The 17,905-nt window shown below is 38.2% G+C and carries 12 protein-coding genes and 1 tRNA gene; 8 read left to right on the forward strand and 5 right to left on the reverse strand.

What is annotated here, in order from left to right:
• Positions 1 to 69 precede the first annotated feature (69 nt).
• Complete coding sequence (lpdA, locus tag FE813_RS09185) at positions 70 to 1,494, forward strand: dihydrolipoyl dehydrogenase (RefSeq protein ID WP_114890866.1); 1,425 nt, start codon at positions 70 to 72, stop codon at positions 1,492 to 1,494.
• Between the two features lie 266 nt (positions 1,495 to 1,760).
• The gene (locus FE813_RS09190) at positions 1,761 to 3,686 is read left to right on the forward strand and encodes an LTA synthase family protein (RefSeq protein WP_139990308.1); all 1,926 of its coding nucleotides are present in this window, start codon (positions 1,761 to 1,763) and stop codon (positions 3,684 to 3,686) included.
• Between the two features lie 30 nt (positions 3,687 to 3,716).
• On the opposite strand, the gene uvrB is transcribed toward FE813_RS09190, so the two are convergent.
• Positions 3,717 to 5,756, reverse strand: coding sequence for an excinuclease ABC subunit UvrB (gene uvrB / locus FE813_RS09195; protein ID WP_005646675.1), 2,040 nt, complete (start codon positions 5,754 to 5,756; stop codon positions 3,717 to 3,719).
• 435 nt (positions 5,757 to 6,191) lie between these two features.
• Here uvrB and FE813_RS09200 point away from each other — a divergent pair.
• A tRNA-Asn gene (locus tag FE813_RS09200) sits at positions 6,192 to 6,267 on the forward strand.
• A gap of 102 nt (positions 6,268 to 6,369) precedes the next feature.
• Here FE813_RS09200 and zevB read toward each other — a convergent pair.
• From zevB to gap, 4 genes are all read right to left on the reverse strand, one after another.
• Positions 6,370 to 7,338: a zinc transporter permease subunit ZevB gene (gene zevB / locus FE813_RS09205; protein ID WP_139990309.1), complete on the reverse strand. Its 969-nt coding sequence runs from the start codon at positions 7,336 to 7,338 to the stop codon at positions 6,370 to 6,372.
• Positions 7,339 to 7,340: 2 nt separating this feature from the next.
• On the reverse strand, positions 7,341 to 7,961 hold the full coding sequence (zevA, locus tag FE813_RS09210; RefSeq protein ID WP_139990310.1) for a zinc transporter binding subunit ZevA: 621 nt from the start codon (positions 7,959 to 7,961) through the stop codon (positions 7,341 to 7,343).
• 327 nt (positions 7,962 to 8,288) lie between these two features.
• Complete coding sequence (locus tag FE813_RS09215) at positions 8,289 to 10,100, reverse strand: AMP-dependent synthetase/ligase (RefSeq protein WP_180978726.1); 1,812 nt, start codon at positions 10,098 to 10,100, stop codon at positions 8,289 to 8,291.
• A 193-nt stretch (positions 10,101 to 10,293) separates the two neighbouring features.
• Positions 10,294 to 11,313 (reverse strand): type I glyceraldehyde-3-phosphate dehydrogenase, encoded by a 1,020-nt coding sequence (gap, locus tag FE813_RS09220; RefSeq protein WP_005634934.1) that lies wholly within the window; start codon positions 11,311 to 11,313, stop codon positions 10,294 to 10,296.
• A gap of 249 nt (positions 11,314 to 11,562) precedes the next feature.
• On the opposite strand from gap, the gene gmk reads away from it, so the two are divergent.
• The 5 genes from gmk (at position 11,563) to murI (ending at position 17,623) form a co-directional block, all read left to right on the forward strand.
• Positions 11,563 to 12,189, forward strand: a complete 627-nt coding sequence (gene gmk, locus FE813_RS09225) for a guanylate kinase (RefSeq protein ID WP_139990312.1) — start codon at positions 11,563 to 11,565, stop codon at positions 12,187 to 12,189.
• A gap of 62 nt (positions 12,190 to 12,251) precedes the next feature.
• On the forward strand, positions 12,252 to 12,518 hold the full coding sequence (rpoZ, locus tag FE813_RS09230) for a DNA-directed RNA polymerase subunit omega (RefSeq protein ID WP_005625717.1): 267 nt from the start codon (positions 12,252 to 12,254) through the stop codon (positions 12,516 to 12,518).
• A 72-nt stretch (positions 12,519 to 12,590) separates the two neighbouring features.
• On the forward strand, positions 12,591 to 14,705 hold the full coding sequence (gene spoT, locus FE813_RS09235; protein WP_139990313.1) for a bifunctional GTP diphosphokinase/guanosine-3',5'-bis pyrophosphate 3'-pyrophosphohydrolase: 2,115 nt from the start codon (positions 12,591 to 12,593) through the stop codon (positions 14,703 to 14,705).
• Entirely contained in the window at positions 14,702 to 16,783 is a 2,082-nt protein-coding gene (recG, locus tag FE813_RS09240; RefSeq protein ID WP_139990314.1) for an ATP-dependent DNA helicase RecG, read from the forward strand. The genes spoT and recG overlap by 4 nt, the downstream gene beginning before the upstream one ends.
• Positions 16,784 to 16,813: 30 nt before the next feature.
• Entirely contained in the window at positions 16,814 to 17,623 is an 810-nt protein-coding gene (gene murI / locus FE813_RS09245; protein WP_139990315.1) for a glutamate racemase, read from the forward strand.
• The last annotated feature ends 282 nt before the right edge of the window (positions 17,624 to 17,905 follow it).

Consider the following 17,905-nt stretch of genomic DNA (forward strand, 5'->3'; position numbering starts at 1 on the left):
AAATCCATTATGATCGAAAAGATCGCAAAAAAGTGCGGTCGATATTTTGAACGTTTTTACGAGGTAAAAATGAGTAAAGAAATTAAAACCCAAGTCGTCGTACTTGGTGCTGGCCCGGCGGGTTATTCCGCGGCGTTCCGTTGTGCGGATTTAGGCTTAGAAACTGTATTAGTTGAACGTTATTCAACTCTTGGTGGGGTATGTTTAAATGTAGGTTGTATCCCATCTAAAGCATTGTTGCACGTAGCAAAAGTGATTGAAGAAGCAAAACACGCAAGTAAAAATGGTATTTACTTTGGTGAGCCAAGAATTGATTTAGATGAAGTTCGTGCGGGTAAAGAAGCGGTTGTCGCTAAATTAACTGGTGGTTTAGCAGGTATGGCAAAAGCGCGCAAAGTCACTGTGGTTGAAGGCTTAGCAGCATTTACTGATCCTAATACTTTAGTCGCTCGTGACCGTGATGGCCATCCAACTACAATCAAATTTGATAATGCTATTATTGCAGCAGGTTCTCGCCCAATTGAATTACCATTTATTCCACATGAAGATCCACGTATTTGGAACTCAACTGATGCGCTTAAATTAAAAGAAGTACCTAAAAAACTTCTCATTATGGGTGGCGGTATCATCGGTTTAGAAATGGGTACGGTTTACCACGCATTAGGTTCAGAAATTGAAGTTGTGGAAATGTTCGACCAAGTTATCCCTGCAGCGGATAAAGATGTTGTTGCAATTTACACCAAACAAATCGAGAAAAAATTCAAGTTAATGCTTGAAACCAAAGTGACTGCAGTTGAAGCAAAAGATGATGGTATCTACGTTTCAATGGAAGGTAAAGCATGCAATGACACCAAACGTTATGATGCGGTGCTTGTCGCTATCGGTCGTGTACCAAATGGCAAATTGATTGATGCGGGTAAAGCAGGCGTTGAAGTTGATGATCGTGGTTTCATTCATGTTGATAAACAAATGCGCACCAATGTGCCACATATCTTTGCAATCGGCGATATTGTTGGCCAACCAATGTTAGCACACAAAGGTGTTCACGAAGGCCACGTTGCTGCAGAAGTAATCGCGGGACAAAAACACTACTTCGATCCTAAAGTTATTCCATCCATCGCTTATACTGAACCAGAGGTGGCTTGGGTAGGTAAAACTGAGAAAGAATGTAAACAAGAAGGTTTAAACTACGAAGTCGCTAAATTCCCTTGGGCAGCATCAGGCCGCGCGATTGCATCCGAATGTTCAGAAGGTATGACGAAGTTAATCTTTGATAAAGATACTCATCGTGTACTTGGCGGTGCAATCGTTGGTTCTAACGGTGGTGAATTATTAGGTGAAATCGGTTTAGCCATCGAGATGGGGTGCGATGCAGAAGATATTGCATTAACTATCCACGCTCACCCAACTTTACACGAGTCTGTTGGTTTAGCCGCGGAAGTATTTGAAGGCTCAATCACTGACCTTCCAAATGCAAAAGCGAAGAAAAAATAATTTTTTAAGTACAAGAAAAAGCGAGTGTTAAACTCGCTTTTTTTATATCAGTAAAGCCAATGTTATTTTTTAACATGGGGCGTTAAGATTTTAACGGTGAAATTGATTGATAATCTATGAATACATTTGAGATTAAGTAAAACTATGCGAAAATTGACCGCACTTTAAGACTTTTGTCATGTCGAAAAGGAACCGACCGATAGACAGTTGCCTATCTTTCTTTAATTTAATACGGCTTGGATGCCGTTGCATTAGTGGTTTTTACAATGAAAAAAGCGCATTCCCCTTTATTCCCCATCTTCACCTTCGTGTTGATTAATCTCATCATCCTTTCCTTATCCCGTTTGGGACTTGCTATATGGCAATCAGAGCGTGTATCCGCCGTAGATGGCTGGTTGCAATTATTTTTGCAAGGCGTACGAATGGATGTTGTGGCTCTCTGTTATTTATTTGGCGTACCAGCATTGCTCACAACATTGTTCCATAGTAGCAAAGTTTGGGTAAAAATTTTACGCCTTTGGCTAACCCTTGGTAGCGTGTTCATTATCTTTATGGAAATTGCCACACCTGCCTTTATTGAAACTTATGATTACCGACCAAATCGTTTATTTATCGAATACTTAATTTATCCGAAAGAAGTTTTTTCAATGCTCGCGGAAGGGCATTTAAGTGCGGTAATTTTTAGCCTTGTTTTCACGATTTTAGCTGCCGTGATTTATTGGAAAATTTCTGGTTGGGCAGTCAAAAATTTACGTTCAATGAGTTGGAAACTTCGCCCTGTGATTGCTTTGCTTGTGATTGTAGTGAGCTTTCTTGGCGCACGTTCAAGTTTTCAACACCGCGGTATCAATCCCGCCATGGTGGCATTTTCTTCTGATGCGTTAGTGAATTCTTTGGTGCTTAACTCAGGCTATTCCGTAATTTATGCCGCACAGCAATTTAAAGATGAAGAAAAATCTTCAGAAATGTACGGAAAAATGGATGCAGATGAAATGTTTCGTATTGTTAAAGCCAGTCGTGGCCGTCCAGACAGCGATTACATTTCAGATAAATACCCAACTTTAACGAAAAATGTCGCGACTTATCAGGGTAAACCTAAAAATATCGTGATTTTGTTACAAGAAAGTCTTGGTGCTCAGTTTATTGGAACGCTCGGTGGCAAACCACTTTCCCCAAATGTGGATCAGCTCGCAAAAGAAGGGTGGTTATTTGAAAATCTTTATGCAACAGGTACACGTTCAGTACGCGGTATTGAAGCAACAACCGCAGGTTTTACGCCAACGCCGGCTCGTGCAGTGGTGAAACTTAATAATGCCCAAAGTGGTTTCTTTACTATTGCGGATTTATTGCATAAACAAGGTTATAACACTTCCTTTATTTATGGCGGCGAAAAGCACTTCGACAATATGGCGAGCTTTTTCTATGGCAATGGTTTTAAAGATATTTGGGATCAACAAGATTATCAGAATCCAAAATTTACTGGCACTTGGGGCGTGAGTGATGAGGATTTATTTGATAAAGCCAATGAAACTTTCACGAAATTACAAAATGAAGGTAAACCGTTTTTTAGTTTAGTATTTAGCTCTAGCAATCACGATCCATTTGAATATCCAGATGGCAAAATTGAGCTTTATGAGCAACCAAAAGCTACTCGTAATAACGCGGCAAAATATGCGGATTATGCGTTAGGTCATTTCTTTAAAATGGCAAAACAGTCTAATTATTGGAAAGATACGATTTTCTTAATTGTTGCGGATCACGATTCTCGTGTAGGTGGAGCAAGTCTTGTGCCAATTAAGCATTTCCATATTCCAGCCTTGATTCTTGGTGATGGCATTGCGCCACGTCGTGACAGCCGTCTTGTGAGCCAAATTGATATGCCAACTACATTGCTTTCTTTAGCAGGTGTTAGTGGCAATTATCCAATGATTGGTTTTGATTTAACGCAAAATGTAAACCCAGATCGTGCCTTTATGCAATACGATCAAACTCAAGCAATGATGAAGGGCAATAATGATGTGGTGATTCAAATGCCAAATAAAGCGGCGCAAGGTTATCATTATGATAAAGCTTCAGAAACTTTAACGCCTAAAGATGTGCCTGATGCAATGAAAAAAGAGGCATTGGCTCACGCTTTATTAGGTAGTTATTTATATAAGAATCGCTTGTATTCTTCAGGTGAAAATAAATAAACGGAACGCCAGCTTAAGCTGGCGTTTCTTTTAGTTATCAAAAACAAACTGTTCACGTAATTGATGTAATTGATCGCGAATTGCCGCGGCTTTTTCAAATTCCAAATCTTGCGCAAATTTATACATTTGTTGTTCCAGTTTTTTGATTTGTTGTTGATATTCTTTAGCATTTTTCGGTGCATTATAAAGTGCGGTTGGTTCTGCTGCCATTTTTCCACGTTGTTTATTGGCTTTCGCTTTTTGATTTGCACCTTGTCCAATATCTAACAATTCACCGACTTTCTTATTTAATGCTTGTGGCACAATGCCATGTTCTTCATTGTATTTTGTTTGTTTTTCGCGACGACGATTGGTTTCAGTAATGGCTTTTTCCATCGATTTTGTGATGCTATCCGCATATAAAATCGCTTTACCATTTAAGTTTCGTGCAGCACGGCCGATGGTTTGAATTAAAGAACGTTCGGATCGTAAAAATCCTTCTTTGTCAGCATCTAAAATCGCCACAAGAGACACTTCCGGAATATCTAAACCTTCACGCAATAAGTTAATTCCCACCAATACATCAAATTCGCCTAAACGCAAATCACGGATAATTTCAACGCGTTCCACGGTGTCAATATCAGAATGTAGATAACGCACTCGAATCCCGTGTTCATCCAAATAATCCGTTAAATCTTCCGCCATTTTCTTGGTGAGTGTTGTCACTAAAACGCGCTCATTTTTATCCGCTCTTTGGCGAGCTTCGGAAAGTAAATCATCCACTTGAATAGACACTGGACGAATTTCAATGAGCGGATCAAGCAAACCAGTCGGACGAACCACTTGATCGATGATTTCACTGCCTGATTTTTCTAATTCATAAGGCCCTGGGGTTGCGGAAACATAGATGGTTTGTGGGGCTAAGCGTTCAAATTCCTCAAAGCGTAACGGACGATTATCCAATGCGGACGGTAAACGGAAACCATATTCGACTAAGGTTTCTTTGCGAGAACGGTCGCCACGATACATTCCACCAATTTGAGGCACAGTCACATGAGATTCATCAATAATTAAAATGGCATCAGAGGGCATATAATCAAACAATGTTGGTGGTGGCTCGCCCTCATTTCTGCCCGATAAATAGCGAGAGTAGTTTTCAATACCCGAGCAATAGCCCAATTCATTCATCATTTCAATATCAAATTGGGTTCGTTGGCTAATTCGTTGTTCTTCTAAAAGTTTGTGCTCTTTAATGAAGTATTCACGGCGTGATACCAGTTCTTTTTTGATGTTTTCTATCGCATCTAAAATGCGTTCTCTTGGCGTCACATAGTGCGTTTTAGGATAGATCGTGAAACGTGGTACTGCACCAAAACTACTGCCAGTAAGTGGATCAAATAAACTTAAACGCTCAATTTCATCATCAAATAATTCAATACGCACCGCACGATCATCGGATTCAGCAGGGAAAATATCAATAATTTCGCCACGAACACGGAAAGTTCCACGCTGAAATGCTTGATCATTGCGGGTATATTGCAATTCCGCTAACTTCGCTAAAATTTGGCGTTGATCGATAATGGCACCTTGTTGTAAATGCAACATCATTTGTAAATAGCTATCAGGATCGCCCAAACCATAAATTGCAGAAACGGAAGCCACCACGATGGTATCTCGACGTTCTAAAAAAGATTTCGTCGCAGAAAGACGCATTTGTTCGATTTGATCATTAATAGACGCATCTTTTTCAATAAAGGTATCACTGCTCGGAACATAGGCTTCTGGCTGATAATAATCATAGTAAGACACAAAATATTCCACCGCATTTTCTGGAAAAAAGGCTTTCATTTCTGCATAAAGCTGAGCTGCAAGGGTTTTATTCGGTGCAAGTAACATTGCGGGGCGATTTAATTGAGCGATTACATTGGCAATAGTAAAGGTTTTCCCTGAGCCTGTTACACCGAGCAAAGTTTGATGCGCCAAACCATCCGTTAAATTTTCAGCTAATTTTTCGATAGCTTGTGGCTGATCGCCAGAAGGACGAAAGTCGGAATGCAGAATGAATGGTTTTGTGTTGATTTTTTCAGACATAAAGTGCGGTCGGTTTTTTCATAGTTTTGAATAATGTCTATTTTAGCATATTTAATGTGTAAAATTGATCAGGCAAAAATCTAAGTTTTACACAGACTTAGCAATGTCAATAGGAGGATGTCACAAATTCATAAAAAAAACTTTAAATTTTTACTAGACAAAACTTAACTTATTGATTTTAAATTAAAATTTAATTTTAGGCTAATCTATAATCAAGATCGAATAATCCTTGTAAGAACAAGGGATCCGCAAAATTTTAAAAAGTTAATCCACAAAGTTATCCACAGGCTCTGTGGATAGAAAAATAAATATTCGGTGGTATATAAAAGATGAGAAAATTTTTTGTTTTTTATGAAATTTTTTTAAATTTTTCATTGACAAGCTAACTATCGACCATTAAAATTCGCGCCCTATTCCTTGTGATACAAAGTTTATTCCTCCTTAGTTCAGTCGGTAGAACGGTGGACTGTTAATCCATATGTCGCTGGTTCAAGTCCAGCAGGAGGAGCCAATTTTTCTTTTGGTTTAGAGTTTGTTTGTCTCCTTTTACAAATTCTAAATTAGCAACCAAAAGATTTTGAGCCCATCATGTTGATGGGCTTTATTTTTAACTTCAAAATAGGATTTTGCTTCCGCCAGTTGAGATGGTTGTGCCATATAACAAGCTCAAGGCAAAAAATAGCATTATTCCACCTGCTATTAATTTCACGATACTTTCGCTTTTTCCTTTTGTATTTTTTGAACTATACGAATGCCCTAAGTGAATCGCAGTATTTCGCGCATAACGTACAATTCCCGCGAAGGCTGACAGCATAAGTCCTGTGCCGAAAGACATGGCCAATACAGCTAAAATTCCCCAGCCATAAAGATCAAGCATATAAGCTAAAAATAAAACGAAAATTGCACCGCTACATGGACGCATGCCAATTGTTAGAATCACGAGAAATTGTGATTTTAGATTGGTTGCTTGTGCAGTTTGCGTGGGGCTTGGCAAATGTTGGTGTCCACAGCTACAAGTGTTTGGTTGAAAAGTGCGGTTATTTTTCACTGCACTTTTTGGGTGTTGTAGGAGGGGGTTTAGGGATTTAATGACTAATTTAGCTTTTTTACGATAGGCACGTAAACCTTGCCAAATCCAATAACAGCCGAGAAATATCAATAATAGCAAGGCAGATCGTTCTAACCAAAGCTGACTTAATTTGAAATAACGTGATGATAGATTTAGCACCACAACGAGCAATGTGGTTGCTGTAATCGCGGCAATGCCTTGCGTTAAGGAAGAAAGTAAACTCAAGATAGTGCTTTGCTTTAATTGGCTTTCATGAGTGGAAAGATAGCTGGCAATAATAAATTTACCGTGTCCTGGCCCGAGGGCATGGAGTACGCCGTAAACAAAGCTGGCAAAAATAAGCGTGATACCAGCCTGGATACTATTATTTTGAATTTGATGTAAATTTTCTGAAATAAGCTGATTAAAATCTTTTTGCCATGTAGCAATATGTAAGAAAAACCAAGGGGAAAAATAGCCAAGTAAGGCGAGTGCAATTACTAATAACACGAACCCAGTTTTATATTTTTTCATTTTTACTCACATTGAATTATTATTTTTTGCGCGAACATTACGCCTAATGAATCATCTTCGTTCTTTTGGGATTTATCAAGTGAAGATGCGTAGGCTTGGATTTTTTCATCCACATTAGGTTCAATTAATTTTCCTTGGCAATTTTTCGGAAGTGCGGAAAAATCTACCGCACTTTTTGAGGTGTAAGTCATCGCCACATAATAAGTAGGATCGTAAGTTTGTAAGCTAAATACGTTTTTTTCTAACTGTTGTGAATGGGCGAGAGGCACATCAAAATAATATTGCAGTTGTAATCCTTGGATTTTTACTCCGTAATTTTTCGGGTGAGGAGAATATTTGATTTTGTTATGCTGATTGTCATATAGATAGCTGAAATAATGCTCACTCACAACATTTCTCATGACATCATCAATAAGTTTTTGTTGCTCATTTTTTGTTTTAGCCTGTTTCATATCATAAATAACCGCGGACGAACTTGGTTCATCGAGCGTCCATTTCATTGATAAGCCGGTGAGTTGATTATTTTCTATGATAGGCGTGGTTTGCATATCAATAAATGCATGAGGGTGAGCTAAAACACCAAAACTAACGAATAGACCGAGTAATAATGAATATGTTTTCACAAAAAATCCTTATTAAATTCATTTTATGGAAATAGAAATTTGCTCATTTTACACACAAATGATAAATAATCACTGAAAAATATTGATTTAGATCAATAAAATTAATGATAACGTTTCCATTATTACTTAATGTTCAGTAACATAATTTCCGTCAAGTGATTGCTTGATATTCATAAAGTTCCTAAATAAAATAATCATAAATATAGCTAAACTACTTTCCTGCCACCCGTTTCGGGTGGTTTTTTTATCTAAAATAATATGCAGCGAGTTCTTGAACAATCGTGAATTTAACTTTTAGTATGCAGAGCATATCAGTTAAGTATCTTTTTATAGATTCTCTTTAGTTTCTTTTGAATTATACATATCTTCAATTTGCTTACGATAACGTTCTAAAATCACTTTTCTACGCAATTTTAATGTTGGTGTAATTTCACCTAATTTGATGCTGAATGCTTGAGAAAGTAACGTGAATTTTTTTACTTGCTCGAAATGAGCCAATTCTTTTTGCACCGTATTAATACGTTGCTCAAACATTTTCAGAATTTCAGAATTTTTTAATAATTCTAAACGGTCATGATATTTAATATTGAGCTGTTTAGCGTACTCTTCCAAACTATCAAAGCAAGGCACAATAAGTGCAGATACATATTTTTTCGCATCGGCGATGATCGCAATTTGTTCGATAAATTTATCTTTACCGATTTTGCTTTCGATATATTGCGGTGCTATATATTTTCCATTTGAGGTTTTCATTAATTCTTTAATACGATCGGTAATAAATAAATTCCCTTGTTCGTCAAATTCTCCCGCATCGCCAGTTTTTAGGAAACCATCTTCTGTAAAGGCTTGAGCCGTTTCTTCTGGCTTCTTGTAATAGCCTTTCATCACCATTCCGCCACGCACGAGGATTTCATTATTTTCCCCAATTTTAACTTCTGCTTTTGGCATGAGTGTGCCGATTGAATTTGGGTTAAATTGGAAATCATGCCAGCAAGAAACGGTTGCAGTTGTTTCTGTCATGCCATAGCCTAATTTGATGTTGATGCCAATAGCATGGAAAAATAGCCCAATAGCCGGTTCTAATTTTGCTCCTCCGCAAGGCATCATTTTTATACGCCCTCCCAATAATTGGCGAAGTTTTGAGAGCACTAATTTATCTGCCAAAGCAAATTGTTTTTTCAATAAGAATGGAATTGCTTTGTTATTCGCACGTAAATCAAAATGTTTTTGTCCTACGGAAATTGCCCAATGGAACATTATTTGGCGAAGTTTTGGGGCTTTTTGAACTTTATCCAATACCGCGGCATAAATTTTTTCGTAAAAACGTGGTACGGCACACATTAAAGTTGGGCGAATTTCCGTTAAAGCTGACCGCACTTGATTGGTATCTTCTAAATAGCAAAGTATTGCACCTTTATGAAGAATATAAGCCGCCCATGCCCGTTCAAAAATATGAGAGAACGGTAAGAAAGAAAGTGAAATATCCTGATCTGTCACATTAAGTGAAAGATCATGCGTTTCTAATTGGTGAGCGAGATTAGCGTAATCTAACATGACACCTTTAGGCTCTCCAGTGGTGCCAGAGGTATAAATAATCGTAAATAAATCCGATAATTGTTTTTGGTTTAAGCGTTGGGTTAGTTCATCTTGTTGGGCGTTTGAACCTGTTTCAATAAAACTTTCCCAAGTGCAAGAAAGAGGATCTTGTTGTAATTGAATGGTGGATTTCATTGCCACGATTTTTTGTAATTGTGGACAATGATGAACAATTTCCAATGCTTGATCGTATTGCTCTTGATCGCCGACGAATAGAATTTTTATATCGGCGTGATTTAGGATAAATTCTGCTTGCTGGGATGTATTGGTTGCGTAAATAGGTACTGTAATTGCTCGAATTTGTAAGGTCGCAATATCAGCTATCGTCCAACGTTCCATATTATGGGCAAAAATGGCGATTTTATCTTGCACGTCAATATTGTGAGCAAGCAATGCACGAGAAAGTTGATTGAGTTGTTCTTGAAAATTTTTCCAAGAGATGTCTCTCCACAAGCCGTGTTCTTTATAGCGAAGTGCGGTCATATTTGCACGAGTTTTGGCTTGTTGTTGAATACGATGAACAAAATGGAGATCGAGATTCATATTAACCCTATTTTTTGAATTCATTGAGCGAACAGTTGTGCGCTAATATAATCTTAAATAGGAATAAAAGCTAGAAGAATATTGATCGTTTTAAATTATTTTTAGTGATCCCTTGTTCATTTTTAGATCGTAAACTAAATTTTAGGTAATAAAAAACCGCTCCGAAGAGCGGTTAATTTTTTCAAAGTTTTAATTAGCCTTTGTAGTTGTAAATGTGAGCTACTAAGTCTAATACTTTGTTTGAGTAACCAGTTTCGTTATCGTACCAAGATACTAATTTAACGAAAGAATCAGTTAATGCGATACCCGCGTCTGCATCAAATACAGAAGTTAAAGTACAGCCGTTGAAGTCAGTAGAAACAACAGCATCTTCAGTGTAACCTAATACGCCTTTTAATTCGCCATTGAAAGTTTTACCTTCAGCTGCATCTTTGATTGCTTGTTTGATTGCATCGTAAGAAGCTGGTTTTTCAAGGTTAACAGTTAAGTCAACAACAGATACATTTGGAGTTGGAACACGGAAAGCCATACCAGTTAATTTACCGTTTAATGCAGGTAATACTTTACCTACAGCTTTCGCTGCACCTGTTGAAGATGGAATGATGTTTTGTGATGCACCACGGCCGCCGCGCCAGTCTTTAGCTGATGGACCATCCACAGTTTTTTGAGTTGCAGTTGTTGCGTGAACAGTGGTCATTAAACCATCTTTGATGCCAAAAGTTTCATGAACAACACGTGCTAAAGGAGCTAAACAGTTTGTTGTACAAGATGCGTTAGAAACGATATCTTGACCTGCGTATGCGTTGAAGTTTACACCACGAACGAACATTGGGGTTGCATCTTTAGATGGGCCAGTTAATACAACTTTTTTCGCGCCTGCAGTGATGTGTTTACGAGCAGTTTCATCAGTTAAGAATAAACCAGTCGCTTCAACAGCGATATCAACACCGATTGCACCCCAGTTTAAGTTTGCTGGATCACGTTCTGCAGTTACACGGATAGTTTTACCGTTAACCACTAAGTTACCATCTTTCACTTCAACGGTGCCGTCAAAACGACCGTGAGTTGAATCATATTTCAACATATAAGCCATGTATTCAACGTCGATTAAGTCGTTAATACCTACAACTTCGATGTCATCACGGTGTTGTGCTGCACGGAATACGATACGACCGATACGGCCGAAACCATTGATACCAATTTTAATTGCCATAAGATTTTCACCTTTTATTTAAGTTAAACAAATCTGTTTGCTTTGAGTAATACTGCTCACTCAGTAAGACAGCGCACAGAGTATAGCACGAGCATTTTTATAAAACTATAAACCCTACTACTTTTTTGTGATCTATATCAAATCATGATTAGAATGAAAAAGTATCGTAAAAAATCACTGCACTTTTGATGATTTTTATAGAGAAATCTGCATAATAGACTGAAATTGTTAGAGAAGGTTAAATGTTCTATGTCTCAAGGTAATCTTTATATTTTGTCTGCACCAAGTGGTGCGGGAAAATCTTCATTAATTTCAGCATTATTGGCATCAGATAGCTCAACTCAAAAAATGGTTTCTGTGTCACATACGACTCGTGCTCCACGCCCGGGTGAAGTTGAAGGCATACATTATTATTTTGTATCAAAAGAAGAGTTTGAATCACTCATTGAGCAAGATTTATTTCTAGAATATGCCAAAGTTTTTGGTGGAAATTATTATGGAACCTCTTTACCTGCGATTGAAGAAAATTTAGCAAAAGGTATTGATGTATTTTTAGATATTGATTGGCAAGGCGCTCAACAAATCCGTAAAAAAGTGCCTTCGGTAAAAAGCATTTTTATTTTACCGCCTTCATTGCCAGAGTTAGAACGTCGTTTAATTGGTCGTGGGCAAGATAGTGAAGAGGTTATCGCTGAACGAATGTCAAAAGCGATAAGTGAAATTTCGCATTATGACGAATATGATTATGTCATTGTGAATGATGATTTTGAGAAAGCATTAAAAGATTTGCAAAGTATTTTGCAATCGGAACGCTTAACAAAAGCTTATCAACAAAAACAAAATGCAATGTTAATTCAACAGCTACTAGCAAAATAGGGCGAAATTGAGTATTATAACGCCCTTTCAATAGAGTAATTTTTGACAAATCGGAGTAAATTATGGCTCGTGTTACTGTGCAAGATGCAGTAGAAAAAATTGGTAACCGTTTTGATTTAATTTTAACGGCTGCGCGTCGTGCAAGACAATTACAACTTAACCAAAGTGCGCCGTTAGTGCCAGAAGATAATGACAAACCAACAGTAATCGCATTGCGTGAAATCGAAAAAGGTTTGATTAATCAAGATATTATGGATGCACAAGAATTCCAAGAAATGGCTAAAGTGCAAGAAACAGAAGAAGCAGCTGTTGCATTAATTACAGAGTAATCTTTTAAAAGTGCGGTAAAAAATCACGATATTTTAACCGCACTTTCTCTTTCAATAATAAGTAGGTCTCCTTTGGAACTGTTTGCGGATTTAGATCGAATTATTCAAGGGTATTTGCCCGCAGATAAAATTGAACTCATCAAGCGTGCGTTTGTGATTGCGAGAGATGCGCACGAAGGACAATTTCGCTCCAGCGGCGAACCTTACATTACCCATCCTGTTGCGGTAGCCTCCATTATTGCTCAACTACACTTAGATCACGAAGCGGTAATGGCTGCGCTTTTGCACGATGTTATTGAAGATACACCTTATACGGAAGAACAACTTAAAGAAGAGTTCGGGGCCAGTGTGGCTGAAATTGTGGATGGTGTATCAAAACTCGATAAGTTGAAATTTCGTACTCGCCAAGAAGCACAAGTCGAGAATTTTCGCAAAATGATTTTAGCGATGACGCGTGATATTCGTGTTGTGTTAATCAAGCTTGCTGACCGCACACATAATATGCGCACGCTTGGTTCGTTACGACCGGATAAACGCCGCCGTATTGCGAAAGAAACGCTTGAAATCTATTGTCCGCTTGCTCATCGTTTAGGTATTGAGCATATCAAAAATGAATTAGAAGACTTATCTTTTCAAGCAATGCATCCACATCGTTATGAGGTGTTGAAAAAACTCATTGATGTGGCGCGTAGTAATCGACAAGATTTAATCGAACGTATTTCACAAGAGATTAAAGTGCGGTTAGAAAACGCAGGCATTTTTGCCCGAGTGTGGGGACGTGAAAAACACCTTTACAAGATCTATCAAAAAATGCGCATAAAGGATCAAGAATTCCACTCTATTATGGATATTTATGCGTTCCGTGTGATTGTAAAAAATGTGGATGATTGTTATCGCGTTTTAGGTCAAATGCATAATCTTTATAAGCCACGCCCTGGTCGAGTAAAGGATTATATCGCGGTACCTAAAGCAAATGGCTATCAATCTTTGCAAACTTCAATGATTGGGCCTAAAGGTGTTCCCGTAGAAGTTCATATCCATACTGAGGATATGGAACAAGTCGCTGAAATGGGAATTACGGCGCATTGGGTTTATAAAGAAAATGGTAAAAACGATAGTACAACCGCACAAATTCGTGCACAACGCTGGCTGCAAAGTTTGGTCGAAATTCAACAAAGTGTAGGGAACTCGTTTGAGTTTATTGAGAATGTAAAATCAGAGTTTTTTCCAAAAGAAATTTATGTTTTTACGCCAAAAGGTCGAATTGTTGAATTGCCAATGGGCGCAACGGCAGTAGATTTTGCTTATGCCGTGCATTCAGATGTGGGGAATACTTGTGTTGGTGTGACCGTTGAACATAAACCTTATCCGCTTTCGCAAGCCCTTGAGTCTGGTCAAACGGTCAATATCATCACCGATCCAAATGCGCATCCTGAAGCCACATGGTTAAATTTCGTGGTAACGGCTCGTGCAAAAACACGGATTCGCCATTACCTCAAACAGCGTTGTGAAGAGGATGCAGTGAAATTAGGTGAAGTTGAACTTAATGCAGCATTACAGCCTCATAATTTAGGTGATTTTTCTATTCAACAAATTAGAACGGTACTAGATGCTTTAGCGCTTTCTTCTTTAGATGAACTATTACGAGAAATTGGTTTAGGCAATCAGTCTGCCACCATCATTGCGCATCAATTTGTGGGCGTGCCGTTAGAATCTGCTAATACTCAGAATTTTGAATTTGAATCAAAAATACTCACTATTGCACCAATGCAAGTTGGCAAAACACAATTTGCTCAATGTTGCCATCCAATTCCTGGTGATCCTATTGTGGGATGTTGTACACAAGAAAACACAGTAGTGGTACACCATCAACATTGTGCAAGTTTGAAAAATGCTTGTCGCCAATCGTTGGCTAAATGGGATAACGTTCAAAGTGCGGCAAATTTTGAGGCAGAATTACAAATAGAAATATTGAATGAGCAGAATGCCTTGCTTAGTTTAATGACCGCAATTTCTGCGAGCGAAAGTAGTCTTCAAAATATTTGGACGGAAGAATTAGAGAACAATTTATTGCTTGTGATTTTGCAGGTTTGTGTAAAAGATATCAAACACCTTGCCAATATCGTTCATCGCATTAAAGGCATTACTGGCGTCGTTAATGTCAAACGCAATATTAATGAGCTATGAGCCTTGAACTTCTCGATGCCGTACCTTTGACCAGCCTCTCTGGTGTTGGTGCGGCCATTTCTAATAAACTGGCTAAAATCGGCATTCATAACTTGCAAGATTTACTCTTTCATTTACCTATTCGCTATGAAGATCGTACACGAATTACGCCAATCGCTAATCTTCGCCCCGAACAATATTTTACCATTGAAGGAATTGTACAAACCTGTGAAGTCGTTTTTGGCCGTCGTCCGATTTTATTGGTTAGTCTGTCAGATGGCACATCGAAAATTATGTTACGGTTTTTCAATTTTAATGCGGGAATGCGTAATAGTTTTCAAGTTGGTGTGCGAGTAAAGGCCTTTGGAGAGGTGAAACCTGGGCGTCACATGCCAGAAATTCATCATCCAGAATATCAAATTGTGCGAGATAATGCGTCCATAGTATTGGAAGAAACCCTAACGCCAATTTATTCCACGACGGAAGGGCTCAAACAAAATTCATTACGAAAATTAACGGATCAGGCTTTGGCATTACTCGACAAAGTTCAGATTGCAGAAATTTTGCCTAATGAATTTAATCCACATCAATATAGCTTAAAAGAGGCATTGCGATTATTACATCGTCCGCCGCCAGATATTTCATTAGAAATGTTAGAGCAAGGTAAGCATCCTGCACAACAACGCTTAATCTTTGAAGAGCTTCTGGCACATAATTTAGCTATGCAAAAAGTGCGGTTAGGAACGCAGCAATTTTCTGCCTTACCGCTACATTATCAAACAGATTTGAAACAGCGATTTTTAGCCACCTTGCCATTTCAACCAACTAATGCGCAAAAACGAGTCGTGTCGGATATTGAACAAGATCTTATTAAAGATTATCCGATGATGCGCTTAGTGCAAGGAGATGTCGGCTCGGGAAAAACATTGGTTGCTGCATTGGCTGCTTTAACGGCAATTGATAACTGCAAACAAGTCGCCTTAATGGCGCCAACAGAAATACTAGCAGAACAGCACGCGAATAATTTTCGACGTTGGTTTGAGCCTTTTGGCATTGAAGTTGGTTGGTTAGCCGGTAAAGTAAAAGGAAAATCAAGACAAGCGGAGCTTGAAAAAATTAAAACTGGTTCAGTACAAATGGTGGTGGGGACGCACGCTTTATTCCAGGAAGAAGTGGAGTTTTCCGATCTAGCATTGGTGATTATTGATGAACAACATCGTTTTGGGGTGCATCAACGATTAATGTTGCGAGAGAAGGGCGAAAAAGCAGGATTTTATCCTCATCAGTTAATTATGACGGCCACGCCGATACCAAGAACGTTGGCAATGACCGTATATGCCGATTTGGATACATCAATTATTGATGAATTGCCTCCAGGTCGTACGCCAATAACAACCGTAGTGGTTTCTGAAGAACGTCGCTCTGAAATTGTGATGCGTGTAAAAAATGCTTGTGTTAATGAAAAACGCCAAGCCTATTGGGTGTGTACGTTAATTGATGAATCAGAGGTTTTAGAAGCTCAAGCTGCTGAAGCGATTTGGGAAGATCTAACTAAGGCATTACCTATGTTAAATATTGGGTTAGTGCACGGGAGGATGAAACCACAAGAAAAACAAGATGTCATGATGCGTTTTAAAAATGCAGAATTGGATTTATTGGTGGCAACGACAGTGATCGAAGTAGGTGTTGATGTTCCGAATGCTAGCTTGATGATTATCGAAAATGCAGAGCGTTTAGGTTTATCGCAACTTCATCAGTTACGAGGGCGCGTCGGTCGAGGCAGCACGGCTTCTTTTTGTGTACTAATGTATAAACCTCCGCTAGGTAAAGTTTCGCAAAAACGTTTGCAAGTGCTAAGAGATAGCCAAGATGGGTTTGTTATTTCTGAAAAAGACTTAGAAATTCGCGGGCCTGGTGAAGTGCTTGGAACTAAACAAACGGGCATTGCTGAATTGCGAGTAGCGAATTTAATGCGAGATAGAAAAATGATACCGACAGTGCAACATTATGCCAAATTATTGATTCAAAAATACCCTGATGTGGCAGAAAGCCTAATCCGTCGTTGGTTAAATAATAAAGAGATTTACTCGAACGCTTAAAAGTGCGGTCCAATTTTCAAAGAGTTTTAAATGGATAAAAAAGAAAAACGCCCAACTGTACTTTTTTTTGACTCTGGAGTCGGTGGGTTTAGCGTATACCGTGAAGCCAGAAAGTTATTACCAAATTGGCATTATCTCTATTGTTTTGATAATGCCGGCTTCCCTTATTCAGAACGCGAAGAAGAAAGTATTATTCAGCGCACTTTAGCGGTTTGCCAACTGATTAATCAACGTTATCCATTAGATGCAATCGTGATAGCTTGTAATACAGCGAGTACTGTTGTGCTTCCGCCTTTGCGAGCTGCGTTTGATATTCCTATTATTGGGACTGTACCCGCTATTAAACCTGCATCAGAAATGACAAAGACAAAACATATTGGTTTATTAGCCACAAAGGGTACGGTAAAACGTCATTATGTCGATGAGTTGATTGATAAATTTGCGCAGGATTGTATTGTTGAGAGATTGGGAACCACAAAATTAGTAGAAATTGCGGAGCAAAAAATTCGTGGTCATTCCGTTGATCTAATTAGTTTAAAAGATGAGTTATCTCCGTGGGCAGGCATGGCTGATTTGGATACATTAGTTTTAGGTTGTACTCACTTTCCACTCATCAAAGATGAAATTCAGTTATGCTTGCCACAAATTAAATATTTTATGGATCCTGGAGCAGCGATTGCTAAGCGGATAAAATATTTGCTCGATGGTAAAAGTGTACGTGCTCAAGGTGAAAAACATAATCAAATGTTTTGTACTGAACATTTTCCAGAAGAATCTCAATTTAAAAAAGCTTTACACCTATGGGGATTTGAATCTTTAGATGTAATAAAAATAGACTAAAATTGATGTTAAATAGACCTTTTTGTATTAACTTTATCCAAAAGATCATTTTTTTAAATATTTTTACAAAAAAGTACTTGCAAGGGGTTTTAAAACGCCTATAATGCACCGCACACAACGACGCACTGTTGTGAAATTTTTAAGTTTACAAGTGCGTCGTTGTTTTTTGCTCTTTAACAATATATCAGACAATCTGTGTGGGCACTTGTTGATTGACTTGTTTTAAAATATTTTTAATTTTGAAGTCTTAATAGGTGCTTAACTGAAAATTCATAATTACTT

This window comes from Haemophilus seminalis, assembly GCF_006384255.1.
Taxonomy (GTDB): domain Bacteria; phylum Pseudomonadota; class Gammaproteobacteria; order Enterobacterales; family Pasteurellaceae; genus Haemophilus; species Haemophilus seminalis.